Raw genomic sequence first — 23604 nt, forward strand, 5'->3', positions numbered from 1 at the left:
TCGTTCATTTTCTTAACATTGAAAAGGAGTGTTCCTTAATGACAAATCGTACAATGAATCCCAAGGTTGATGGATTTTTGATAAAGGCTAAAAATTGGAAGGAAGAATTTGAGGAGTTGAGAAAAATTGTTCTCGACTGCGAGCTGACCGAAGATTTTAAGTGGATGCATCCTTGTTATACGTTTGAGGGGAAAAATATCGTATTAATCCATGGATTTAAAGATTATTGCGCGCTTTTGTTTCACAAAGGAGCTTTGTTAAAAGATGCCCATGGGATCCTCATCCAACAAACGGAGAATGTACAGGCGGCTCGCCAAATCCGGTTCACTAGCGTGCAGCAAATCGAGGAAATGCAGCTAATCATAAAAGCTTATATCGATGAAGCCATTGAAGTTGAAAAAGCCGGTTTGCAAGTGGAATACAAAAAAACTACGGAATACATCATTCCTGAAGAGTTGGAAAATAAATTCGTTGAAATTCCTGATTTGAAAACGGCTTTTGAAGCATTGACGCCGGGTCGGCAAAGAGCGTACATTTTCCATTTTTCTGAACCAAAACAATCTAAAACTAGAGATTCAAGGATTGAAAAGTATTTGCCTCATATTCTCGATGGAAAGGGTTTAAATGATTAGTAAATTAGTCAGAATCCCAGTTCATTGCGACTTGATGGCAGCCGGCAACGCCATCGGCTGCCGTTGATCGTTGTTATTTCGGCGGATCGCGTGTAGGAACCTCTCGAATACAGTGGGCATAAGGTGATCATATATGTCGATTTGAGAGGATGTCTTTACATGTTTCCTTATCTCAGAGAAATTCATCAATTCCCCTATCCCGATGAATGGTTTATGCCCCGTGGTTATTATAACTTCCCTTATTCTGAAGGATGGTGGCATTGGAGCAATGGTGCCCTCGAATCGAATGAAAGCTGCCGTATACACGCGCAGCAACGGCTTACCTTCTTGCTTGTGCATGGCTCTTGGGCTGACGCTCACTTCTGGGACGGCGTAGCGGCAGTGCTGCGCAATCACGGACATGCCGTCTATACCCCGGAATACGCAGGTCATGGCGAAGATCCGAACAAAGATGTCACTCATGCGATGATCACGAAGTCCATCGTTGATTTTATAACGAAACTGAACCTGCGCAATTTCGTTCTCGTTGGGCACAGCTTCGGCGGAACCGTCATCCAAAAGGTTGCGGAACAGGTGCCGGATCGCATCAAGCGCCTCGTCTTCTGGGACGCGTTCGTGCTGAAAGATGGCGAATCTCTTGCCGACGAGTTGCCGCCGCAAACAAGACAAGGATTCGAGCAGCTCAGAGCCGGCTCGAATGATGATACAATCATGCTTCCGTTTCCGCTGTTTCGGGATTTGTTCGTCAATACGGCCACATTGGAGGAAGCCGTGCGGATGTATGCAGGCGTCGCTCCGGAACCGGCTAGACCGCTTTTCGAGAAGCTGGACCTTAAAACGTTCTATGAGTTGCAGATACCGAAAAGTTATGTATATTTTTACCAAGACAATGCATTGCCGCAAGGAGAGGGCTTCGGCTGGAATCCGCATATGTCCACGCGGCTCGGCCAGTTCCGCCTTATCGTCGGCGACGGGGACCACTTTACGGATACTCTCACAAGGCCGGACATGGTGGCGCGTAAGATTTACGAGGCGGGCCGGGACTGATGTGCCGTAAATCCTTTAAATCCTAGAGAACGATACCTTAAAAACAGCGACAGTCCAGGACTTCATTTCCTCGTCCATAGCTTCCGCTGTTTCTTTCTAAAGCGAGATTGGTTTTTCTCAAGAAGAGCAAACTAACGTGGACCTAATTCAGATTGTTCAGATCAGCAGTTGCCCTTGCAGTTGTTGTAGATGGCTTCTCCTTCCCGCAAACATTCAATCGCGGGTCTGCCCCTAAGTCTGCAGGCAATGATGTATTGGGTTTCTGTAAGGCGGCATAACGGGAGCCTAAGAAAACAAGGCAGTCTCAGCGTAATCGGATTATTCTTTTCGAATGAGGACAACTCTCTTCTCAGCTTGCCGAAGGCCAGAGCCAACGCTTCGCTAAGCTTATTAATCTTCCTGCCCTCGTAGACTAGGAATTGCCGCCGGATGTTTTTCGCTTTGCCCCCATTCGACTTTGGCTTAACGCTGTCCGAAGAGATAAGCAAAGGTTTTCCGTTCAAGGAGATCCTCAGCACTCCGTTCAAGTTGCCGTCTGGTATGTGCTGGGTTTCCCTGAAGCTGACCTTCAAGACGCCATCTTTAGTCCTGACTTTGGCATCCGCGGAGAGTATAGCCGTTCCCCATGCAGGACAAGGCGGGAAGGGAACGGGTAAATGATCTATATTTAGGGTGAAATGATCCGGCCGCTGTGCCGGAATTTTGATTTCATAGGAAGAACATGCGATAATGTTTCGACATGACTCTTGGAGGCAGAACCAACATTGAAACGCTACCCTTTTGAATATGATCATTCCCGTCCCTTTCTTCAACAGGTTGGAGAGTGGGTCGCGGATGTGTTCTACGATATATTGCCGGAAGCCGGCTTCGAAGTTCGCGACGAGCAAATCTATATGGCCTACCAACTGGAGCGTGCATTCGCCCAGAAGCAGACCATCTTCGCGGAAGCAGGCGTAGGAACGGGCAAAACGTTAGTATATTTGTTGTACGCGATTTGTTACGCACGTTATACTCGCAAGCCTGCGATCATTGCCTGCGCTGACGAATCTTTAATCGAGCAGCTGGCGAAGCCGGAAGGCGATCTTGCCAAGCTGGCACGACATTTGGACCTTACGATCGACGCCAGAACCGCAAAGTCAGCGGATCGTTACCTTTGTTTGGCCAAGATGAATCAAGTACAAGCAGGTAACGAGGATTCGGACCTGTACAGAGCGGTTCGTGATGAATTGCCCGGCTTTGTCCATCAATATGAAGCAATGCAATCGTTTCATGCTTATGGAGATCGTAAACAATATCCGTACTTGAACGATTATCAATGGAACAAGATCAGTTGGGACTCGTTTCAAGATTGTTTTTCTTGCGAACTAAGACACCGCTGCGGACAGACATTATCCCGCGAACACTATCGGAAATCCGCTGATTTGATCATTTGCTCGCATGATTTCTACATGGAACATGTGTGGACGTATGAAGGACGAAAGCGGGAGGGGCAGCTTCCGCTATTGCCGGATCACTGTGCCGTCGTATTTGACGAAGGGCATCTGCTAGAATCGGCTGCGCAGAAGGCGTTGACGTACAGCTTAAAACACTCGGTGTTCGAAGAATTGATCCTTCGATTGACAAGAGGCGAAATTCGGGAATCATTGGCCGTACTCATAGACGAAGCGATTGACCGCAGTGAATCCCTGTTTCACACACTTTCAATAAATTGCGAGGATATCCCAGGCTCTGACCGAAAACGGATTATTCTGGGCAAACCGCTGCTTGATGAAGTGCGCCTGTTCCGTCAAGTAATCGAAGCGATCGAAGAAGAGCTGGTGTTTGAGAGCGAGCTTTATACCTTAAATGATTACCAGCTGCGAATCGTCGAGGAGCATCTGGAGACGATCCAGAAAGCGTTAAGCTTGTTTCAGCATTCCGACGCATTGATCAGCTGGGCGACGGAAGCGGAGGATGGGCTCACTTTGGTCATCATGCCTAGAGCCGTTAAGGAAGTGTTGGGCGAAAGGGTATTTGCCCTCGATATGCCGATTGTTTTTTCGTCCGCGACATTATCCGTGAACGGTTCATTCGATTACATTGCGAGCAGCTTGGGCACTGACCGTTATGTGTCCTTCAGCACAAAATCCCCCTATGACTATAAGAATCAAATGGAAGTTCTGACTCCCAAATGGTCTCAGGGGGCTTCGGCTGCGGAAAAGATGAAGGCTGCCGTGAGCCTGCTGAACCGAACCGGAGGCAGGGCATTGATTTTATTCAACGGCAAAGAGGAGCTGCTTCAGTTTAAGTCGTTACTCCCTTCCTATCCGGAGTGCGTGGATATGCGATTTTGGTTTGAAGGCGACGCGGAAATCAGCCACCTCATTGGTTATTTTCAGCGGGATGAGGCAAGTGTTTTGTGCGCGTTAAGTCTATGGGAAGGCCTGGACATACCCGGTCCTTCTCTTTCGAACGTCATCATTTGGTCGCTGCCGTTTCCTCCGCAAGATCCGGTGTTTATAGCGAAGCGGGAAGCGGCGGCATCGCCGTATGAAGAGGTGGATCTGCCCTATATGCTTCTTCGACTGCAGCAAGGCATGGGACGATTGATTCGCTCAAGCGAAGATCGCGGCATCGTCGCCATCTTAAGCGAAGAAATACACCACGACATGAAACTTCGACAGGCAATTGAGGCCTTATTACCGCAAGGAGTTCCGTTGCAAGAACTGGAGCTTCGCTATTAAGCGGAACAAAACTTCTCAAGTGATAAATTTAATATAAAAAACATGTAGAATTCATATAACCCCCTATGTCCTTTTATATACTTGAATTGTTTGATAAAACGAGTCAAAAGGGACTAGGGCGGTAGATAAAATGTTGAAAAAACGTGATTTGCACGAATGCCATTCACTGTTTAACCTTATGATGGATCCTGCAGTTTCCCCTTATGTTCGTTTTGAATGCCAATCTTATGAAGAGTACTTATTTATAACCAAAAAGTTGATCGTTGATGAAGAACAGAAGACATGTATTTCTAGAACGATTCTTAATGAGATGGGACATCCCATTGGTACCATTGATCTATATGATATAGTTAATCAAACAGGTTTTTTGGCCACATGGATTGGAACTCCTTATTTTGGCAAAGGTTATAATCGGCGAGCGAAGGAATCCTTTTTGACTGAACTGTTTATCGAACATCAGATCGATACTGTATTTATGAAAATCCGAAAACAAAATGCTCGATCGAAAAAGGCGGTAGAAAAACTACCGTATGCTATATTAGCAAATGATATAAACCAGCAAGTCTATAAATCGATCAATCATGCGCAACTGATCTATGATTTGTATCAAGTGGAGCGGTTAACGTTTTTAGAAAGCTGTAAAGCCATCCAACATGGGGTTGCTACTTAATAAAATTTTGGAGGGATGGACATGGACCAAAGCAACGCAACATGGATCGTCTCGGGGAACATCTGGCGAGCATGTCCTTGACGATAAAGGGAGATACAACAACATGATGACGTTTGTATATGCAATGGTTGCTGGTATAATAGGGCTTATCTTTCTAGGTCCAGCAGGGGCAGTAATAGGTGGAGTGATTGGGATTTTGTATGGAGCTAACCAATCCAATTACAGGAGAATTATGAAATTAGAAAACGAAATCAACGAACTGAAAAATAATAAAGGTTCATTGAGTGAACAGGAAACGTTAGCTTCGAAAATAGAATAGCAGACTCTATTAAGCGGAGTTGTCATAGGTGTCTACATTTTGGACATATTACTCTTGGGTGATGAAAACGTGCATTTAAAAAAGTTTGCTATTTTGTTTTTGATGCTTGCTGGGTTATGTTTCTCAGTACATTTAGCTGAGGCATCCAAGGAACTGGTTGTTGAAGCCGAGAATGTTACATCCATGCAAGTAGTAGGGGGGTTAGCCGGAACAAAACCTTCACCCCTTTGAATGGTTGGAAAAATGGGAGATGAGCAGTCGATCAAAACGATCGGCTGCTTTTTCAATTCATATTGTTGGAAGAAAAAGGGGAACCTTATCATTGGAAACGAGGTAACGGAGGGAATGTACACGTGGATTTTTTCAAAGGTCAAGAGTCGTTGACGGCATTCGAATGGATTTTACGCAGCATTGTCGGATTTGTATTTCTTATCATTGTTGCCAAAATGATGGGCCAGCGTTCCATATCTCAGCTTCGGTTTCTTGATTTCATAATCGCGCTGACGCTAGGAAATATTATTGCCCATCCGTTGTCGGACGAGCAACTTGGACTTAAAGGCTCCATGATTACGACCGTTTCACTCGTCATCCTATACATTTTCGCGATCGTGCTCAGCCTGAAGATCCCGCTGCTAAAACAATTTTTTGATCCTCCTGCGATTACCCTTATTCAGGAAGGGAAACTTGATTATCGGAATCTTTCGAAAGCGAAGCTGCCTATTGAATTCTTGTACGCAGAGCTGAGAAAATCGAATGTTGAGGATATCTCAAAGGTTGCCTTTGCTGCTTGGGAGCCAGGAGGCACGTTATCCGTTTTTATAAATACGGCTTTTCAGCCAGTAACTCCGGCTGATCTGAAGTTACGCACAGAACCATTCAACCTGACCAAACCGATCATTGCGGATGGCCACATTGAACATGCGCTGCTACGCGAGATCGGCAAAGAGCGCGAATGGCTGGAAACGGAAATCAGCCCCCACGCATTAAATGACGTTATCTTAGCAACGGTAGATAGCAAGCTGACCGTTCAGGTGCAATTGATTCGAGAGCCAAAAACATAGCGCGACTGAAACGATAGTCGAATTCTACTCCAAAAAACGGCAACCATTCATGGGTGTCGTTTTTCTATAAGATTAAAGTCGGCTAACTGGTGCGTGAGGAGGGGGCGGCGAGCACGATAGGCCGAAATAATCGGCTTACTGTCAAAAAACGGCAGCCCGGGACATCAACCACTTGTCCTGGACTGCCGCTGTTTTGTTTAGAAGTATATCGCTTTGCCCGTTTTCGACGATTCGTAGACAGCTTCGAGAATTTGGGAAACGACATAAGCCTGCTCCGGCGTAACGACCGGATCGGTGTCTTCGTCGATCGCTTTGATCCACAGTCTCATCTCGAGGTCGGAATCCTTCTCGGACTTGCCTTCGTAGAACGCTACGCCGCCAGCGTTCAGGTCGATTTCCTTCGTGAACAGACGGCTGTGCTGCTCGCCGTTAATGCGAAGGCCGCCTTTCATATCCGCGCCGCCTTCCGTGCCGCTCAACGTGCATTTCGCTTCGTCGACTTCAAGCGTATTCAGCGCCCAGCTGGATTCCAGCATGATCGTCGCGCCGTTCTCCATGACGATCATCCCGAACGCGGAATCCTCGACCGTGAATTGTGCAGGATCCCATGGGCCCCAAGCGTTGGCCGCGTTCTGGCGTCCGGACAGCTTGTGGTACGCCTGGCCGAGCACGACTTTTGGCTTGTAGTTGTTCATCATCCAAAGCGTCAGGTCAAGCGCGTGCGTGCCGATATCGATGAGCGGGCCGCCGCCTTGTTTCTCTTCGTCGAGGAATACGCCCCAAGTCGGAACGGCGCGGCGGCGTACCGCATGCGCTTTGGCGTAGTATACTTCGCCCAGCTCGCCATTATCGCAAATTTGCTTCAGAATTTGGCTGTCGGTACGGAAACGGTTGTTGTAGCCGACGGTCAGCTTCTTGCCCGTGCGCTTCGCGGCTTCCAACATACGGCCCGCGTCATGCGCCGTCTTCGCCATCGGTTTCTCGCTCATGACATGTTTGCCGGCTTCGAGAGCGGCGATCGCAATGTCGGCATGGGAGTCATTCGGCGTACATACGTGAACGATATCGATCGTTTCGTCCTTCAGCAGCTCGGTGTAGTCGGTGTATACTTTCGCGCCTTCCGCGCCGTAATTGGCTGCTGCTTCGATCGCGCGTTCCTCCACGATATCGCAGAATGCGGTCATTTCGACGTTGTTCAAATTTTTCAAGCTCGGCATATGTTTGCCGTTGGCGATGCCGCCGCAGCCAATAATGGCGATTTTGTACGTTTTGGACATTTGATTTTAGCCTCCCAAAATAGTTTGTTTGCGGTAATCGGATGGCGTCATCCCATACCGCTTGCGAAATACGGCATGCAAGTAATTGCTGGTGGAGAAGCCGGTGGTCGTGGCAATCTCTTCGATCGACTTCGTACCTTCGGCCAGCTCCTTGCAGACGGCGGCCAACCGGATATCCTCCAGCACACGGCTGAACGTATGCGTGCCGTCCTCGTGCATGTCCTTGAACAACCGCTGAAGCTGGCGGGAGCTCAGGCGCTGTTTCTCCGCCACTTCTTCCAGGGAGAGGGGCCCTCCGTAATTCGCCTGCATAAATTCGATCGCAAGCTGGTAACGGTAAGCCTTCATATCCTTGGTCGGAAGCAGCTTCGTCTCGTTAACTGTATCATAAGCTCGTACGGCGCGCAGCAAAATTTGGATGACGTTTTGCTTTATCGTCGTATAGCTGCCGGCGTAATAGTTGTTGCATGCTTCGTAAGCGTTCAGGAAACAATGCATCGCGTCATGCATATCGAGCGCCGGGAACAGAGGAAGCTCGGCCAGCTTCCCGATGCATGTGCGAGCCTCCGCCCATTCCCAGTCTTCTTCCTCCTGACCCTTCGGGACCCGTTCCACGATATCGACATGCAAACACAGCTCATCCATGCCTTCGCGGGCGCCAGCCTCTTGGTAATGCATGACGCCGGGTCCGGTCAAGTAGAATTGGCCGGGCTTGAGTGAAAATTCCTGGTCAACCAAGATTACCTTGCCTTTGCCGCGAGGGATAAAATGGAATTCGAACTCGGCATGCTTATGGAACGCGATAACCCTTCCGGCCGGGAAGTGGGTAAGGTGAAACCGAAGCACGTGAATATCATACGGCCCCCATTGGAATCGAAGCTCAAGACGCTCCAGCGCGTCCGGGCGCTCGCTCATGACGGAGTAGGGGAAGACCGTTGCCATTCGATGTTAACCCTCCAGCTCGTTCAAGCGAACGGCGCGTCCTTCGGAGACCGAACGTCCCGCCGCTTCCATCAGCATGGTCAGTTCCTTCGCCAAACGGATGTTCTCGTCCGCCGTGGTGCCGTTCTGAATATGGCTCACCCATTGATGGAAGGCGCTCTCGCGATTTACCGGGATGGTTACCGCCTTCCAGGCTTCATCGTTGCCGGCGCGAACCAAAAGCTCGCTCTCCGGCGTGCCGTAGAACAGAGAACCTTTGGTGCCGTGCACTTCAATGGAGAACGGCGAATGCGGATTAACGAATCCGGCCTCCACGATTCCGACGGCGCCGCCCGCTCCGCGAAGCAAGGCAACCGCATTGTCTTCGACTTCGCGGCCGGTCACATAACCGAACTGCGCCGAAACCTCGGATGGCAGCTCGCCGAGGAAGAGGCGCGTCAAGTACATCGGGTGGCAGCCGAGATCGATCAGCGCGCCGCCCGCGCATTGCTCCAGGCTGTAGAAGTGCTCAGGCAGCCAGTTCGCGAGCGCGCCATTGTGGGAAAGTCTAACCCGCACTTGCGTAATCTGGCCGAGCGTTTCCTTCTCCAGCAGCTCGCGGATGGCCAGCGTATAACCGTCGTTCAGGCGAGGCAACGAGACGGTCAGCTTAACGCCGTTCTCGTCAATCGCTTTCAAAATCGCATTTACTTCTTTCAAGGTAGGCGCTACGACCTTCTCCGTGAAAATATGTTTGCCCGCCGCGGCTGCCGCGAGCATCACTTCCTCATGGCGATTCGTCGGAGCATCTACGATGACGGCGTCGATTCCGCCATTTGCCAACATATCCTCCAGGTTTGCGAAATAAGGGACGCCGAGCTTCTCTGCCGCGGCGCGGCCGCGTTCTTCGTTCTCGTCCCATACCGCCGCCATGGCGGTGTCCGGATGTTCGAGCGCTTGGTTCGTATAATCCCAAGCATGTACATGCCAATAGCTAATTTTACCAATTTTCAACAAGTCGATCGTCTCCTTTGCGTCGTTCGAACATTTGGTTCATTACATGCAAATTCATGACAACAAAATAAATCTACCATACTTTTTACCCCAATTTAAGTGCGAATAAACGACCGAATATGTTTAAAATCGCGACATCGACTTTCGATACTCTCTCGGAGAAACGGAGGAAACCTTCTTGAAAGTCTTGCCGAAATGGGAGAAATTATCGAATCCGACGCGCTCCGCGATGACGGAAACCGTAAGCTCCGTTTCGCGAAGAAGCCGCTGGGCCTCCTTCACGCGCGTCAAGACGACGTAGTCGGTGAACGGGAAACCCGTCACTTCCTTGAACATGCGGCTGAGGTAATGCGGGCTGATGAAGAACCGTTCCGAGAGATCGGATAGCCGGAGCGGCTCGTTGTAATGTCCGTTAATGTACCTGACGATTTCCGAAATTTTCGCGTGAAGCGGGGACGCGTGGCGGAAGGGCTCCGGCTGATGCCGGGCGATGTACCTCGCGGACGAGAGCAGCATGCCCGACACCGCATGGGGGACGGCGAGCGCGAAGCCCGGCTCCCGATGCTGCGCTTCGTTCAGCATGCCGCGCACCGCGGCATCGATAGCCAAGCTCTCTTGCCGAGACAGGCGGAGGACGTGAATTTCCTTGGCGAAGGGCGTCGCGAGCAGTTCCGCGTGTTCCGGGCCCAGGCTTCGCAGCCATTCGTCCGTGAAGTGAATCACGACGCGTTCATGGGAGGCGTCGCCGGATTGCATCGTCCGGTGGAGCACTTCTTTGTCGATGAAGACGAGATCCCCTTGCTCGACGGAATAGGAACGGTCCTTGATGAAATAAATGCGGCTGCCCGACATCAAATAGTAGACTTCGTAGTGGGAATGGAAATGGTCGTTCTTCATAGTAAACGGTTCGCTGCGTTTGATATATTCCAGATAGAGCTCGGACATGCTGCCGTAAGTTAAGCCGGATTGGAAATCGGGCAAGACATTCACTCCTCATATTCGCAAGATAAGCGGGAAATGGAACGAAATGAGCATCATTTGACAAGAATTATAACACTTCCGTGCGGTAAGATGAAGGCATCATACGCAAAGCGAACTACGGGAGGGAATTACATTGAACAGAAAAAGATATGTGCTAGTCGGAACGGGCGGGCGCGCCGAGTTTTTTTACAAAGCGATCGCAAGCCAGTACAGGGAAACGTCGGAGCTCGTGGCATTCTGCGACATGAACCAGACCCGAATGGATTACGCGAACCATCTGCTCGTGACCAAATACGATTACGAACCCGTTAGAACCTATCTTCCGGATCGGTTCGACGAAATGATCGAATCGGAGAAGCCGGATGCCGTCATCGTCACGAGCATGGACCGGACGCATCATACGTACATTATCCGCGCCATGGAGCTTGGCTGTGACGTCATCACGGAGAAGCCGATGACCGTGGACGAGAAAAAATGCCAGGCAATCCTGGACGCGGTCGAGCGCACGGGCCGCAACGTAAGGGTTACGTTCAATTACCGCTACGCTCCGCATCATACGAAAGCCAAAGAGCTTATCGCGCGAGGCGTCATCGGCAAGGTCACGTCCGTCCACTTCGAATGGCTGCTGAACACGCAGCACGGCGCGGATTATTTCCGCAGATGGCATCGGAACAAAAACAACAGCGGCGGCCTGCTTGTGCACAAGTCGACGCATCACTTCGACCTCGTGAACTTCTGGATCGGCTCGGAGCCGGAATCCGTCTTCGCGTACGGCGACCTGTTGTTCTACGGCAGGGAGAACGCGGAGGAGCGCGGCGAGACGAAATTTTACGAACGTGCGACGGGGAACGCGAACGCGCAGGAAGATCCGTTCGCGCTCCATCTGGACAAGAACGAGAATCTAAAGGCGATGTACCTGGATGCCGAACATGAAGACGGGTACCGGAGAGACCAGAGCGTGTTCGGCGACGGCATTAACATTGAAGACACTATGGGCGTGCTGGTGAGATACAAAAACAATGCGATTCTGACCTATTCGCTGAACGCTTATATGCCTTGGGAAGGGTACCGTATCGCGTTCAACGGCACGAAAGGCCGCATCGAGATGAGCATCATCGAGCAGTCCTACGTCAATGCGGGCGGGGACAAAGCGCTGGAAGGCGCGATCAAAGGGAAAACGATGAACGTCTTCCCGATGTTCGGCACTCCTTATACCGTGGAAGTTGAAGAAGGCAAAGGAGGGCACGGCGGCGGGGATCCAGTCTTGCTGAACGATCTGTTCGGCGTGCCGAAGGAAGATCCGTTCCGCCGGGCGGCGAACCATATCGACGGAGCTAAGTCGATCCTGACCGGTATCGCGGCGAACCGTTCCATAAAGACGGGGCAAGCGGTCGAGGTCGCAACGCTTGTGAATTTCCATCACGAATAAAAACGGGAGAGTGGACGAGAGTGAAACCCTTTTTGGACGAAAACTTCCTGCTCATGAACGAAACGGCGGTTAAGCTCTATCACGATTACGCGAAGGAACTGCCGATCATCGATTATCATTGCCATCTCAGCCCGCAGCAAATTTACGAGAATACGAGTTTCTCCACGATAACGGAGGCTTGGCTCTATGGCGATCATTACAAATGGCGGGCGATGCGCGCGAACGGCGCGGAGGAGCATCTGGTGACGGGCGGAGAGGGAACGAGCGATTACGACCGCTTCCTCGCTTGGGCGAAGACTGTGCCTCAGACGATCGGCAACCCGCTTTACCAATGGTCGCATCTGGAGCTTAGGCGGTTCTTCGGCGTGTATGAGATCATCAACGAGGCGAATGCCCCCGCGATCTGGGAGAAAGTGAACGCAAAGCTGGCGACCGGAAACTTCAAAGCCCGCGACTTGATTCGGATGTCTGGCGTAGAGGTCATCTGCACGACGGACGATCCGGCCGATTCGCTGGAGTACCATCAAAAGATGAAGGAGCTGGACGGGTTCGACACGCTTGTCTTGCCGTCGTTCCGGCCGGATAAGGCGCTCGAAATCAACCGTCCGACGTTCCTCGGCTGGATCCGGTCGCTCGGCGAAGCAGCGGGCGTCGCAATCGTGGACTATTCGGCGCTGCTTGCCGCATTGGAATCGCGGATTCGCTTCTTCCACGAGGTCGGCTGCAGGGTGTCGGACCATGCGTTCGATTACGTGCCGTTTGCGGAAACTTCGCGCGAAACGGCGTCGGCGATTTTCGCAAAGGCGCTGAGCGGCGAAAACGTGACGCCGGAAGAGGAGAAGCAATACAAGACGTTTACGTTCCTCTTCATGGGCAGGCTGTACGCCGAGCTGGGGTGGGCGATGCAGCTCCACATTAACGCGTCCAGAAACAATAACAGCCGCATGTTCCGCAAGCTTGGGCCGGATACCGGCTTCGACTCCATCGGCGACAGCCCGGTCGCATACCCGCTTACGCGTCTACTGGATGCGCTGGACGGCGACGACGCGCTGCCGAAAACGATCCTGTATTCCCTGAACGCCAGGGATAACGAGGTGCTCGCCGCCCTCATGGGCAGCTTCCAGGGCGGAGGCGTGCCGGGCAAGCTGCAGCTCGGTTCGGCATGGTGGTTCAACGATACGAAAAACGGCATGCTGGAGCAGATGAATTCGCTTGCCAATCTGGGCCTGCTAAGCCGGTTCGTCGGCATGCTGACGGATTCCCGCAGCTTCCTATCTTACACGCGCCACGAATATTTCCGCCGGTTGCTCTGCAATCTGCTCGGCGAATGGGCCGAGAACGGCGAGGCGCCGGACGATATCGAGCTTCTGGGCTCGATCGCGCAGAACATTTCGTACCGTAACGCCAAAGCTTACTTCGGGTTCTAACGAAACAGCGTCTTCCGAACCGTCCGTCAGGACGGGCTTCGGAAGACGCTGTTCGTATATTTGAGCATCTGCGGGCCGGCCATGTTGGCGGCGATGCAGAACCATTCGGTTTGGACAAGCACTTTGCCGATCAGATAGAACGCCGTTCCGCCGAGCAGCTCGAAGACAATAAATTCTTTCCACTTCCATGCCGGTACGACGACGATCAGGATATCGTCGTCGTACCGCGCCAATCGTATCCGCCGTTTCACCTGGCGCCCGCTCCTTCGCTCGTTACAATCGTAACTATCGTATGCGGGGCGGCTTATCCAACATGCTACGCGATTTCGAGCAGGGCGGCCGTAAGTACGGCGGCCATCTCGTCGATATGCTCCTTCTCCGCGATCAGCGGCGGCATCAGCCGGATCGTTGATCCTCCCGTGACGTTGATAAGCAAGCCAAGATCGAGACAACGTGCGGCAAGCTTCGCGGCAACTCCTTCGGCAACGTCGAACGCGACTAGCAGTCCGAGCCCGCGCGGATCGCGAATAAGGCCGTGTCCGGCAAGCGGCTGAAGCTTGCTCAGCACATACTTGCCTTGGCGCTCCGCGTTGTCCGCAAGACGACGATCCAGCAGCTCGCGCACGACGGCAAGTCCCGCGGCCATGCCGAGCGGCTGGCCGATATACGTTCCGCCTTGGTCGCCCGGCTGGAACAAGTCGAACTTCTCGTTCGTCAGCGTCGCCGAGAGCGGATAACCCCCGCCGATGCCTTTGCCCAGCGTCAGAATATCCGGCTTGATGCCGTAATGCTCGTAGGCGAACAGTTTGCCCGTGCGTCCGAGGCCGGTTTGGACTTCGTCGAAGATTAAGGCGATGCCGTACATGTCGCATATTTTGCGGAGTCCGTACAGGTAGGATTCGTTCACGGCGTGAACGCCGCCTTCGCCCTGCACGAGCTCGAGCATAATGGCGCAGGTCCGGTTCGAGACCGCCGCGAAACAGGCGTCCAAATCGCCCATCGGCACATGGATGAAGCCGTCCACCTTAGGCTCGAACAAGCTCTTCCATTGCGGCTTGCCGGTGGCGGACATCATGGCGAGCGTCCGACCGTGGAAGCCGTTTTTCATCGTAATGATTTCGTACGCGCCGTCCAGGTTCATCGCGCCGTGCTTGCGCGCCAGCTTCACCGCGCATTCGTTCGCCTCCGCGCCGCTGCTCGCGAAGAAAGCTTTGTCCATGCCGCTAATGTCCGTCAGCAGCTCCGCGAACCGAATCATCGGCTCGTTATAGTAAGCGGGGCTCGCCAGCACGAGCTGGGCGGATTGCTCGGCCAGCGCATTCCGCAGTGCGGAGGGGGAATGGCCAAGCGCGTTGACGGCCCATCCACCGACGAAGTCGAGGTACGAGCGTCCTTCCGTATCGTATATATACATGCCTTGACCGCGGGACATAACCACGTCCGGTCTGTTCGCGGTGAACAACAAATGTTTGCGGGCCGCTTGAAGCAGCTCGGCGGTCGTGCTAGCGGCCGTCGTTTTTTCTTGCAATGATAGGTTCTCCATGCCGATCCCTCCATCGATTCGATTCATACTGTATAAATATACACTATATATAATAATTATTCAATAAATTCAATTGTGAAGATTCGATGGAAGTTCAGGCACGGGCATGGGAAATGGGAGATCGCTAAAGGAAAGAGCCGTCCCGCGTCCATAAGGGACGACGGTCCGGCTCTGCATAAAGGATTGCGTTTACTTGCTTTCGAACATGAATCGAACGTCGTCCGTGACGGCCCACGCGCCGACCGGCACGACTTCGTACGTCACTCCGGCGATCAGCTTGCCGCCGTTCTGGATCTCGAACGTGCCTTCCGCGCCTTTGCGCGTTTGGACTTTGTATTGCGCGCTCAGGTTGGAGCCGTCGGAGCCGTTCAGCTGGACGGAACGGTAAGCGAACAGTTCATCGCCAGGATCCTGCGAGAGTCGTGCCAGCAACGTCGTCTCGTTCAGCGCCTCTACCGAAGCGATCGTCAGCGGTTCGAAAGCGGAAGCGACGAAGCTTGCTTCCCGGACTTCGAACCAGTCGGACGATAGCGTATAACGTACGCCGGGCGTAAGCGTCGTGCCTTGCGGCAGACGGAATTTCGGTTCCTGTTTCCCGTCCGTGGACTGGGTGAAGCCGACGTACGATACGGCGATCGGCTGACCGCTTTCGGGCGTAAGGGTAGCCTTGCGCGTCGCGAGCGAGGAGATGATCTGCATCGGCTTGCCGTTCAAGCGGTTCTGCTCGTCGAGGATCGCCGCGTTCGCGCCTCTTCCGCCGGCATAAGCGGAAATGATGTAGCCGTAATCGATGACGCCGTCCTCGCGCAACGAAGTAACCTCGAACGTGTCGGCCGTGACTTGGCGAACGTCTTTCAGCTGGATAAGCTCATCGTTCGCAGCGATCTCGAACGACTGGTTTCCTTTGTAATCCAGCGAGTATGCAGGCTCCGTCATCGTCTGCACAGGGACGATGTAAGTCGCGTAGGATCCCGTCTTCAGCCTAGGCTGATTTACGAGCTGCAAGCCTCCGCTGAACTTGAAGTTGGCGGATGCGGTCGCTGTCGTTTCGTCTGCCAGCGCAAGCGGAGCGTCGAAAGTCACTTCGAGCGTTATGGCGTTGAGCGCTTTGACCGATAAGATCTTTGCGTCCGCGGAGCGAATCGCGTTCTCCGCGCGAGCCAGCAAGCCGGCCGTCTCGCCCCGAGTTAATCCGGTCTTGCCGGAGATGGAGAGCTGCTCCATCCAATGGATCACGGATTTTGTGTCGCGCTGCAGCGCTTTGGCGATCATGCCGGCCAGAACGGCCGAATCCGCCGGTTCGTTCGGAGCAAGCTTGTCCGCCGATTCGACGAGGCCGTGCGAGACCGCGGAAGCGATATACGCATCGTACCAACGGGAGCCGGCCGTTTGCGAAGCGGATACGGATTCTTCAAGCTCCAGGGCAAGCAGCACCATCTTCATCAATTCCGCGTTCGTGACCGTCTTCTCCGGCCTTATGTCGCCGTTGCCGTATCCTTGCAGCACGCCTTTCTCGATCAGACGAGCGATGGCATCCGCGTAGGCCGCGTCCAGCTGCGCGGCGGCCGCTTTCTGGTTAGTCGCGACCGGAGCCGCCGATGCGGCTTGCGCTTGATAGGGAAGCGCGACTCCTCCGCCCAGCAGAGCGGCGGCCAGCGCGATCACGATTGCTTTTTGATTGACTTTATTCATTTTCGATTCCTCCCGCGTTTGTGGTGAAGTGCTATAAGAACAGCATAAACTTCATCGCTAAACGGGAGGATAATAGAATATAAACATTTTCTAAACGGAGGGTGAACAAAGCCGAAAGCGGCCTTGGGGCATGCGTTGGCGCCGTCCGGATTAGACGTTGAACCGGTATCCCGCACCCCAGACCGTCTCGATAAACTGAGGATTGGAGGGATCCGCTTCGATCTTCTCCCGGATGCGGGAAATATGGACGGTGACCGTGGCGATGTCTCCATTGGAGTCGAAGCCCCATATCCGCTCGAACAATTCGTCCTTGCCGAACACCCGATTGGGATGGGAGGCAAGGAACAGCAGCACATCGTATTCCCTTGCCGTGAGCGCGATCTCGCGCTCGCGAACGTAGACGCGGCGCGAGGACTTGTGGATGGACAGCTCGCGAATGTCGATTCGCTCCGCGTTCGCGACCCGGCCGCCGGCATATCGCTCATAGCGGGCAAGATGCGCTTTCGCCCGGGCGACGAGCTCGTTCGGGCTGAACGGCTTCGTGACGAAGTCGTCAGCGCCGAGTCCGAATCCGCGAATTTTATCGATTTCCTCCTTCTTGGCGGAGACGATGAGAATCGGCAAATCCAGCTTCTCGCGAATCTGCCTGCAAATTTCGAAGCCGTCCATGCCGGGCAGCTGCAGGTCGACGATGACCAGCTCGTACGAGCCTCCCAGCGCTTCCGTAAGTCCTGCTCTTCCGTCATTGCATATCGTTACGCGAAAGTCATGAAGTTGGAAGTAATCCCGCTGCAGCTCCGCGATATAGTCGTCGTCTTCGATGATCAAGATTCGTTTCATTGCTGACAGCTCCCTTAAAGATGTTCCGTATGGATTCGTAATGACAAAAACACGGCCGTTCCCCGGCCTGACGCGGACTCGGCCCATATTTGGCCGCCATGCCCGTCCATGATGCCTTTCGCGATCGCGAGGCCGAGTCCGCTTCCCGGCGTATTCGGGCTGCGGGAGGGTTCGCCCCGATAGAATCGCTCGAAAATATGGGGGAGTGCCTCGGCATCAATGCCGGGACCATTGTCGGAGATGCGGATGATGGCATGCTCGCCGCTTTCCTCCATCCCTATCGTCAAAATCTTCGGATCGTCCTTCATGTATTTCATCCCGTTATCCGCCAAGTTCACGATGACCCGTCTCAGCTTTTCCCGGTCGGCAAGCACGTGCAAGAGAAGGCTTTCCTCCATCTCCCAGACGAGGGAGACGTTTCTCTGTTCCAGTTCGATCGCCATCTCGCCCAAAGTCCGGCGAAGGAACGCGCCAAGTTCAAGCCGCTCGAAGGAATAAGGCTCCTTGTTCAAGTCCAGCTTCGAGATAAACAGGAGCTCGTCCACGAGCCGTTCCATGTCGGAAGCCCGCGTATGGATCGCATCCACATACCTTTTTAATTTCTCCTCCGTATTCGTTACGCCGTCGCGGATGCCCTCGGCATACCCTTTGATCGTCGTAATCGGCGTCCTAAGATCATGAGAAATATTGGAGATGAGCCCCTTGCGGTTTTCCTCGTACCGAAGCTGGAGCTGAACCGATTCGTCCAGCTTCGCCCGCATCGCTTCGAAGCTCATGACGAGTTGTCCGACCTCGTCGCCGGATTGCGGCTTCAGTCGGTAGGTCAGATTGCCCTCCTTGATCAGCTCGGCCGACCGTCTAAGCTCGTCGAGCGGCTTTACGATTTTGCGCGTGACATACCGGTAAAGCAGCAGACCCGTTAGCAGCAGCACCGCAACGAAGACGGCGATCAGAATCGGCAGAAGGGTGCGGACCAGCTCGGCGAACGGACTTCTCTCGCGCAGCACGTAGATGCTTCCTTTGCCTTCCGCTTCATCCGGGAAGGCGAAGTCGAATTTGGCGTAAGAGAAGAAACGGCTCCCGAGATTCATCGTGTTGCGGATGCCGTAATTGCCCATCTCGTAGGGAGGCAGCAGCTTTTCCAGCCCGTCCTCCCGCAAGGTAGGAGTGGCATAGACGATACGGTCGTTCTCCCGGACGATCAGGCTGGCTTGCACCATTTTCAGCTGGAAATCGTAGCTCTCGAGAATGTCCGCATCCCTGAGCTGGGCAGGGTCGTGTTTGGCCATGTATTTCAGATCCAGGAAGATGCTTTCCTCCTCGTCGGACAACGGATGAAGGGAATAGTGGATCCGGTAGAAGCTGCTAATGCTGCGAAAGTCGCCGGTAACGGCAACCGACAGCAAGTAAGCGGCGGCGACGAACAGAATGACGGATACGATGACGACGGAGGAGAAGGACAATAAGAGACGGAATCGGATGGACATCGGGCGTTTGGCCTCCTTCAAAAAGGACATTCGAATACGTTATCGCGTTTTGTTCGCCATTGTCGCATAGAAGAGGGCAGGATGCAACTCGGGCATCTATGGGGAACGTTCCGAAATGTCTTTTTAAGTTTGAAAATGTGTGTTATTATAAAAACGAACATAAACAAACTTATTTTTAGGAGGCATCATTTATGGATATTCGCCATACGACCAATCCGACGGACGTGAAGCAATACGATACAGAGAGACTGCGCGGGGAGTTTCTGATCGAAAGCCTATTCGAGCCAAATCAGCTGAAAATGACGTATACGCACTACGATCGCATGGTTGTCGGCGGCGCGCTGCCGGTCGGCGAAGAAATCGTTTTGGAGGCGGGGGATGCGCTCAAAACGGATTATTTCCTGGAGCGCCGCGAAATCGGCTTCCTCAGCATCGGCGGCCCGGCGATCATTACGGTCGAAGGCGAAGCCTACGAGCTGGATAAGCTGGATGTCCTTTACGTTGGCAAAGGCAAACGCGACGTGAAGCTGGCGAGCAAGGATGCCGAAAACCCTGCGAAGCTGTACTTCTGCTCCGCGCTGGCGCATGCCGAGCTGCCTACCCGCAAGATGACGCGCGAAGAAGCGAACCCGCTTTACCTCGGGGCTCAGGAAACGTCCAACGAGCGCATTTTGTACAAATACATTCACGCCGACGGCATCCAAAGCTGCCAGCTCATGTTAGGCGTGACCAGCCTGCAGACGGGCAGCGTCTGGAATACGATGCCTTCGCACGTGCATGACCGCCGCATGGAAGCTTACCTGTATTTCGATATGGCCGAAGAAACCCGTATCTTCCATATGATGGGCGAGCCATCCGAAACGCGCCATCTGGTCGTGGCTAACGAGCAGGCGATCATTTCGCCTCCGTGGTCGATCCATTCCGGTGTAGGCACGAGCAACTATACGTTCTGCTGGTCGATGGCCGGCGAGAACTACACGTTCACCGACATGGACGTTGTCCCTGCAAGCAAACTGAAGTAGAATGGCTCCATGAAGCATAGTGGAGGAGGGGCGCCATGCTAGCGGCAGAACGCCATCGGAGAATCATAGAGAAGCTGGGAGACAGCGGCGCGGTCAAAGTCTCGGAGCTTAGCGAGCTGTTCTCGGTCACGGAGAAGACGGTCCGCGAGGATCTCGAGAAGCTCGAGGAGAAGGGGCTTCTGAAGCGGACGCACGGAGGTGCGGTGCTGGAGCATGAAGGGGAGGACAGCCTTCTTCCCCTCCAGTACCCGAACGCGAAACATCAGCAGGAGAAGACGGCGATCGCCGCGCTGGCGATGAGCTGCATCGAGCCGAACGACATTATCGCGCTGGACGCGGGCAGCTCGACGCTCGAGCTTGCGAAGCTGCTCCCGAACATGCCGCTTACGGTGCTGACGAACGATCTGCTGATCATTCGGGAGCTGACGGCGAAGGACGCGATCCGCCTCGTCGTGCCAGGCGGTTACCGCCACAACAATCTGCTCATCGGCGGCGAATCGCAGGAATGGATCAGCCGGCTGAACGTGCACAAGCTGTTCCTGTCGACGACGGGCATCCATCCCGAATATGGCCTGACGATCTTCACCGAGGAGTTGGCCAAGCTGAAACGGTTGTACATGGACAACGCGAAACAAACGTACGTGATCGCGGATCATAGCAAGTTCGACAAGGGCGCTCTGATCACGTACGCGGCATTGGACGACATTCATTGCATCATTACCGATAGCGGCATTCCGCCCGAAGTAGCGGCCAAGTACGAAGCACTGGGCTTAACGATCATGAAGGCGGACGCAGCCGCGGGCGGGAGACGAACGAAAGGAAAGGTGTAGGCATGGCATTATTTGATCTAACCGGCAAAAAAGCGATCGTCACCGGCGCGGGCCGTGGACTCGGCGAAGCGATCGCGATCGGCCTCGCACAGGCGGGCGCCGACGTGGCGCTCGTCACGAACCGGACGCCGGCGGACTCGTCCGCCGCTCGTATTCGGGAGTTGGGACGCAAAGCGATTACGATTCAGGCGGACGTAGCCGATCGCTCCAAGCTGCCTGGCATCGTGGAACGTACGGTCGACGAGCTCGGCGGCGTTGACATTCTGGTCAACAACGCGGGCATTATTCGCCGCACTCCGGCCGTGGAGCATAGCTACGAGGATTGGCAGGATGTGCTGGACGTCAATTTGAATTCGGTGTTCGTCCTTTGCCAGCTGGCGGGCAAGTATATGATCGCGCAGGGCTCCGGCAAAATCATCAATATCGCGTCGATGCTGTCTTATCAAGGCGGCATTACGGTGCCGGGTTACGCGTCGAGCAAGCACGCGGTAGCAGGCCTTACGAAAGCGCTCGCGAACGAATGGGCCTCGAAGGGGCTGCAAGTGAACGCGATCGCGCCAGGCTATATGAGCACGGACAATACGGAGGCGCTTCGCGAAGATCCGGTGCGCAGCGCGCAAATTCTGCAGCGTATTCCGGCAGGGCGGTGGGGCACTTCCGAGGACCTGGTAGGCCCGGCTGTCTTCCTTGCCTCGCAGGCATCCGACTACATGAACGGCCATATCCTCGCCGTCGACGGCGGTTGGCTGGTTCGTTAATAGCGTGAACAAGAAATCCCTAAGCGGAGAACGACTCTGCTTAGGGATTTTTTTGTGCGCGCTCATTCACTGGATTCACGATCCAATCTTCTTTTCTTTCTGAAATCCAACCAATGAACTAGAAACAAAAAGAAATTTATGACAAAAAGGATCACGTTCAAAATCGAGACCTTGCTTTCTCCGAACCATTCGGTTACTAATTCGTAGCCATATGTGATCGCCAATATGGCTCCTAGAGTCATCCACGCTATAGGTTTCAAAAAGTTGAGCCTCCTGCGAAAAGCAAATTCGAAAAAGGAGTAATATTAGCAATCCTATCTCATCTCGAGCGGAGTGGCAATATCCCAAATTGGATCTATACATCACGCAAAATCCGTTTCGGAAATTTCCAATCACTTTTGCGTTGATCTAGTATTTTCCATAATATAGACTAAGAGATATAGGAAAAAAGAACTATTTTAAGTGATGGGTTCATATAAGGAACGCAAGGGGGAATAAAAATTGGAAAGCACGTTGTTTATGAATGCTGCGGCAGACGCAAAGCGCCTGTGGGTCGAGTTTTCGGATATTGAACCGTTAAAGGTAATCGAGTGGAAGAGAGCGGTGCGCGAAGCCAGACTAGATATAAACAGCAAAAGATTGTACGGAAAAAAAGCAGGAAATGGGTTTCGAGAGCTTCAAAACGGATATCGAAGCTTAGTTGATATTGCGGAACCTCGTTGTAGTGAAATACTGCAAAGAACAGCGAAGCCCGCAATGTTTATGGTAACAGCCGCAGAAGGTACGGTAATCTCGATGAGCGGACAAGCAGATCTGCTTCGGAGAATGGAAGAGGAACATAATTTGGGGCTGGGAACGGTTTTTAATTTGCAGAAATCTGGGGTTAATGCCATTACGGTGGCACGAGAACTTAAACGGTGGGTATTTCTGAAAGGTTCGGAGCATGAGCTGCAATTGTTCGCGAGATGGAGCTGCTTCTGCAGCCCGATTCATCAAGATGAACGGATTGTCGGTTATCTTGATTTGTCTTTTGCTGACGAGGAGGATCATGTGCTGTTCGCATCCATCTTTGATTTCACGCTGCGTGGGATTGAGGAAGGGCTGCGGCAGCAGAGTCCAGATGCCCGTAAAGAAAGCGTAATGGAACGACTTCGGGAATACAAGTTGACCCCGAGAGAGCTGGAGATCGGGTATCTGTGGTTGATGAACAACAGCGTGCGGAGCATAGCGGAGAAACTTGTTTTGACGGAAGGGACAACTCGATTAGTCATCAAGAAAGTGTATAAAAAGACAGTGGTGTCGGATAAAGGTGGTTTTTTGAGTAAATTTTTGTAGAAATAAGATAAAGTTATACCATTTGGGATATATTCATTGATAATTTTGAGGTGTAAAATATGGAATAGAGGGCTAGTGAGCATTGAAGTGCTTGAATGGGGTGTAATTATCAGTCCGACGAGGTGAGAGACAAATGAATACTACGGCGACGATTGAGCAGGGAAAGACGTTAAGATATGAAAAGGTTGCTTCATTTAGACGCAAGCTGGCGGCTTTTGAAATTAATGATGCGATTCAGAAGTTTGTTTGGAAACTGTAAGAAAGTGGTGCTCAAAAAAGCTTACCAATGATCTTAACTACATATGTCGTTGAAAGTTTTAATGGTGAACAAGTCTTAAATATTGAGTTTCTAGTTCTAATTGATCGTGAGGTATCACTAGAAACACCATATAAATATTAAGAGATATTCCAATTGTTAAATGCGCTAAGTACCAGACATGTAGGTGATCCACATCAAGTTCAAAATACCTTCTATGATCTTGTAAGTTTTATAGAGCAAAAGAAATTACAACACATGACTTATGCAGTTAGCGAAATTAATTGAGAACTGTGAAAGTCTATGCTTGAATAAAGCGGTCCCCAAGATACCTGATTTC

General features: G+C 52.6%; 23 protein-coding genes. 14 read left to right on the forward strand and 9 right to left on the reverse strand.

Annotated features, from left to right (window positions below; genetic code table 11):
- Positions 1 to 38: 38 nt before the first annotated feature.
- The 7 genes from RB620_RS22820 (at position 39) to RB620_RS22850 (ending at position 6452) form a co-directional block, all read left to right on the forward strand.
- Positions 39 to 632 (forward strand): YdeI/OmpD-associated family protein, encoded by a 594-nt coding sequence (locus tag RB620_RS22820; protein ID WP_308098401.1) that lies wholly within the window; start codon positions 39 to 41, stop codon positions 630 to 632.
- Between the two features lie 159 nt (positions 633 to 791).
- Entirely contained in the window at positions 792 to 1679 is an 888-nt protein-coding gene (locus tag RB620_RS22825) for an alpha/beta fold hydrolase (RefSeq protein ID WP_308098402.1), read from the forward strand.
- A 764-nt stretch (positions 1680 to 2443) separates the two neighbouring features.
- Entirely contained in the window at positions 2444 to 4402 is a 1959-nt protein-coding gene (locus tag RB620_RS22830) for an ATP-dependent DNA helicase (protein ID WP_308098403.1), read from the forward strand.
- A gap of 130 nt (positions 4403 to 4532) precedes the next feature.
- Positions 4533 to 5072, forward strand: a complete 540-nt coding sequence (locus RB620_RS22835) for a GNAT family N-acetyltransferase (RefSeq protein ID WP_308098405.1) — start codon at positions 4533 to 4535, stop codon at positions 5070 to 5072.
- Positions 5073 to 5175: 103 nt separating this feature from the next.
- Positions 5176 to 5391: a hypothetical protein gene (locus tag RB620_RS22840; RefSeq protein ID WP_308098406.1), complete on the forward strand. Its 216-nt coding sequence runs from the start codon at positions 5176 to 5178 to the stop codon at positions 5389 to 5391.
- A gap of 39 nt (positions 5392 to 5430) precedes the next feature.
- Complete coding sequence (locus RB620_RS22845) at positions 5431 to 5622, forward strand: hypothetical protein (RefSeq protein WP_308098407.1); 192 nt, start codon at positions 5431 to 5433, stop codon at positions 5620 to 5622.
- A gap of 122 nt (positions 5623 to 5744) precedes the next feature.
- Complete coding sequence (locus RB620_RS22850) at positions 5745 to 6452, forward strand: DUF421 domain-containing protein (protein ID WP_308098408.1); 708 nt, start codon at positions 5745 to 5747, stop codon at positions 6450 to 6452.
- Positions 6453 to 6649: 197 nt separating this feature from the next.
- On the opposite strand, the gene RB620_RS22855 is transcribed toward RB620_RS22850, so the two are convergent.
- The 4 genes from RB620_RS22855 to RB620_RS22870 all read right to left on the reverse strand — a co-directional run bounded on the left by RB620_RS22855 (position 6650) and on the right by RB620_RS22870 (position 10645).
- Positions 6650 to 7729, reverse strand: coding sequence for a Gfo/Idh/MocA family protein (locus RB620_RS22855; RefSeq protein ID WP_308098409.1), 1080 nt, complete (start codon positions 7727 to 7729; stop codon positions 6650 to 6652).
- Positions 7730 to 7735: 6 nt separating this feature from the next.
- On the reverse strand, positions 7736 to 8671 hold the full coding sequence (locus tag RB620_RS22860; protein ID WP_308098410.1) for a helix-turn-helix domain-containing protein: 936 nt from the start codon (positions 8669 to 8671) through the stop codon (positions 7736 to 7738).
- 6 nt (positions 8672 to 8677) lie between these two features.
- On the reverse strand, positions 8678 to 9667 hold the full coding sequence (locus tag RB620_RS22865; protein ID WP_308098411.1) for a Gfo/Idh/MocA family protein: 990 nt from the start codon (positions 9665 to 9667) through the stop codon (positions 8678 to 8680).
- A 120-nt stretch (positions 9668 to 9787) separates the two neighbouring features.
- Positions 9788 to 10645, reverse strand: coding sequence for an AraC family transcriptional regulator (locus tag RB620_RS22870; protein WP_308098412.1), 858 nt, complete (start codon positions 10643 to 10645; stop codon positions 9788 to 9790).
- Positions 10646 to 10772: 127 nt separating this feature from the next.
- Between RB620_RS22870 and RB620_RS22875 the strand changes: the two genes are divergently transcribed.
- Entirely contained in the window at positions 10773 to 12074 is a 1302-nt protein-coding gene (locus RB620_RS22875; RefSeq protein ID WP_308098489.1) for a Gfo/Idh/MocA family oxidoreductase, read from the forward strand.
- A gap of 20 nt (positions 12075 to 12094) precedes the next feature.
- Entirely contained in the window at positions 12095 to 13501 is a 1407-nt protein-coding gene (gene uxaC, locus RB620_RS22880; RefSeq protein ID WP_308098414.1) for a glucuronate isomerase, read from the forward strand.
- A 26-nt stretch (positions 13502 to 13527) separates the two neighbouring features.
- Here uxaC and RB620_RS22885 read toward each other — a convergent pair whose 3' ends face one another.
- The 5 genes from RB620_RS22885 to RB620_RS22905 all read right to left on the reverse strand — a co-directional run bounded on the left by RB620_RS22885 (position 13528) and on the right by RB620_RS22905 (position 19063).
- Complete coding sequence (locus tag RB620_RS22885) at positions 13528 to 13752, reverse strand: hypothetical protein (protein ID WP_308098415.1); 225 nt, start codon at positions 13750 to 13752, stop codon at positions 13528 to 13530.
- A 65-nt stretch (positions 13753 to 13817) separates the two neighbouring features.
- Positions 13818 to 15044, reverse strand: a complete 1227-nt coding sequence (locus tag RB620_RS22890; protein ID WP_308098416.1) for an aspartate aminotransferase family protein — start codon at positions 15042 to 15044, stop codon at positions 13818 to 13820.
- Between the two features lie 189 nt (positions 15045 to 15233).
- Positions 15234 to 16736: an S-layer homology domain-containing protein gene (locus RB620_RS22895; RefSeq protein ID WP_308098417.1), complete on the reverse strand. Its 1503-nt coding sequence runs from the start codon at positions 16734 to 16736 to the stop codon at positions 15234 to 15236.
- A gap of 150 nt (positions 16737 to 16886) precedes the next feature.
- Positions 16887 to 17576, reverse strand: coding sequence for a response regulator transcription factor (locus tag RB620_RS22900; protein WP_308098418.1), 690 nt, complete (start codon positions 17574 to 17576; stop codon positions 16887 to 16889).
- A gap of 14 nt (positions 17577 to 17590) precedes the next feature.
- Entirely contained in the window at positions 17591 to 19063 is a 1473-nt protein-coding gene (locus RB620_RS22905) for a sensor histidine kinase (protein WP_308098419.1), read from the reverse strand.
- Between the two features lie 191 nt (positions 19064 to 19254).
- Here RB620_RS22905 and kduI point away from each other — a divergent pair, with 191 nt between their 5' ends.
- From kduI to RB620_RS22930, 5 genes are all read left to right on the forward strand, one after another.
- Positions 19255 to 20085 carry a 5-dehydro-4-deoxy-D-glucuronate isomerase gene (gene kduI, locus RB620_RS22910; protein ID WP_308098420.1) on the forward strand — a complete coding sequence of 277 codons (831 nt, stop codon included), beginning with the start codon at positions 19255 to 19257 and terminating at the stop codon, positions 20083 to 20085.
- A gap of 35 nt (positions 20086 to 20120) precedes the next feature.
- Positions 20121 to 20915, forward strand: a complete 795-nt coding sequence (locus tag RB620_RS22915) for a DeoR/GlpR family DNA-binding transcription regulator (protein WP_308098422.1) — start codon at positions 20121 to 20123, stop codon at positions 20913 to 20915.
- 2 nt (positions 20916 to 20917) lie between these two features.
- A complete protein-coding gene (kduD, locus tag RB620_RS22920) occupies positions 20918 to 21673 on the forward strand; it encodes a 2-dehydro-3-deoxy-D-gluconate 5-dehydrogenase KduD (protein WP_308098423.1) in 756 nt (251 codons plus the stop codon).
- Between the two features lie 501 nt (positions 21674 to 22174).
- Positions 22175 to 23008 (forward strand): hypothetical protein, encoded by an 834-nt coding sequence (locus tag RB620_RS22925; RefSeq protein ID WP_308098424.1) that lies wholly within the window; start codon positions 22175 to 22177, stop codon positions 23006 to 23008.
- Between the two features lie 133 nt (positions 23009 to 23141).
- Positions 23142 to 23267, forward strand: coding sequence for a hypothetical protein (locus RB620_RS22930; RefSeq protein ID WP_308098425.1), 126 nt, complete (start codon positions 23142 to 23144; stop codon positions 23265 to 23267).
- Positions 23268 to 23604: the final 337 nt, after the last annotated feature.

Origin of the sequence: Paenibacillus sp. LHD-117 (genome assembly GCF_030929555.1) — a bacterium.
In the GTDB taxonomy this organism is placed as follows: Bacteria; Bacillota; Bacilli; order Paenibacillales; family Paenibacillaceae; genus Pristimantibacillus.

Bases quoted from the DNA above. Each gene is read 5' to 3' on its own strand.
- RB620_RS22820 (WP_308098401.1), top strand. From the start codon at position 39: ATGACAAATCGTACAATGAATCCCAAGGTTGATGGATTTTTGATAAAG.
- RB620_RS22825 (WP_308098402.1), top strand. From the start codon at position 792: ATGTTTCCTTATCTCAGAGAAATTCATCAATTCCCCTATCCCGATGAA.
- RB620_RS22835 (WP_308098405.1), top strand. From the start codon at position 4,533: ATGTTGAAAAAACGTGATTTGCACGAATGCCATTCACTGTTTAACCTT.
- RB620_RS22840 (WP_308098406.1), top strand. From the start codon at position 5,176: ATGATGACGTTTGTATATGCAATGGTTGCTGGTATAATAGGGCTTATC.
- RB620_RS22855 (WP_308098409.1), bottom strand. From the start codon at position 7,729: ATGTCCAAAACGTACAAAATCGCCATTATTGGCTGCGGCGGCATCGCC.
- RB620_RS22860 (WP_308098410.1), bottom strand. From the start codon at position 8,671: ATGGCAACGGTCTTCCCCTACTCCGTCATGAGCGAGCGCCCGGACGCG.
- RB620_RS22890 (WP_308098416.1), bottom strand. From the start codon at position 15,044: ATGGAGAACCTATCATTGCAAGAAAAAACGACGGCCGCTAGCACGACC.
- RB620_RS22895 (WP_308098417.1), bottom strand. From the start codon at position 16,736: ATGAATAAAGTCAATCAAAAAGCAATCGTGATCGCGCTGGCCGCCGCT.
- RB620_RS22900 (WP_308098418.1), bottom strand. From the start codon at position 17,576: ATGAAACGAATCTTGATCATCGAAGACGACGACTATATCGCGGAGCTG.
- RB620_RS22905 (WP_308098419.1), bottom strand. From the start codon at position 19,063: ATGTCCATCCGATTCCGTCTCTTATTGTCCTTCTCCTCCGTCGTCATC.
- kduI (WP_308098420.1), top strand. From the start codon at position 19,255: ATGGATATTCGCCATACGACCAATCCGACGGACGTGAAGCAATACGAT.
- RB620_RS22915 (WP_308098422.1), top strand. From the start codon at position 20,121: ATGCTAGCGGCAGAACGCCATCGGAGAATCATAGAGAAGCTGGGAGAC.
- kduD (WP_308098423.1), top strand. From the start codon at position 20,918: ATGGCATTATTTGATCTAACCGGCAAAAAAGCGATCGTCACCGGCGCG.
- RB620_RS22930 (WP_308098425.1), top strand. From the start codon at position 23,142: ATGAATACTACGGCGACGATTGAGCAGGGAAAGACGTTAAGATATGAA.